Below are 533 nucleotides of genomic sequence, written 5' to 3' on the forward strand. Positions count from 1 at the left end.
CACGCCGACGCGGTCCGCGCGGCGCAGCGGCGCGACGGCTTCGACGACGCCGAGGCGCATCGCCGTGCGCTCGACGCGATGAGCCGCATGGCGGACTATCTTCACGCGATTGAGCCGCGCCTTCCCGTCATCGCCCTCGCCTTCGAGGACCAGCGCCTTCAAGAGCCCGGCGGGGCCACCGAAGACACGCGGGTGGAGCCTCGCGGCCCCCTCTCCCATGGGGAGAGGGGACCCGCGCTTCGATCCGAAACCGCTGCGACAGGCGTGAAACCGTCCATTCGGACGGTGACGCGCGAGGGCGCCGGCTCGCTTCGATCCCACATCTGGGACCCCGCAGCCCTGCGCGCCGGCCACCCCGACATCGCCGAGACCTGGGACGTCACCTCGGACAGCCTCGCGCTCTGGGCGGCGACGCAGCTCGGCGCCGCCCGCTGCATCCTGGTGAAGTCCGCCGACGCGCCGGCGGGCCCCAGGATCGCGACCGCGCCACCGTAACGGGCCGCGAAGGCCGGGAACGCGGCGTCGACCAGGCC

General features: G+C 73.9%; 2 pseudogenes. Both read left to right on the forward strand.

Annotation, left to right across the window (positions count from 1 at the left end):
- Positions 1-129, forward strand: a pseudogene (locus FV222_RS31735) (uridylate kinase); the annotation flags it as partial.
- Between the two features lie 171 nt (positions 130-300).
- Positions 301-459 (forward strand): annotated as a pseudogene (locus tag FV222_RS28775) (uridylate kinase); the annotation flags it as partial.
- Positions 460-533 lie beyond the last annotated feature (74 nt).

Origin of the sequence: Methylobacterium sp. WL103 (assembly GCF_008039885.1) — a bacterium.
Taxonomy (GTDB): Bacteria; Pseudomonadota; Alphaproteobacteria; order Rhizobiales; family Beijerinckiaceae; genus Methylobacterium; species Methylobacterium cerastii.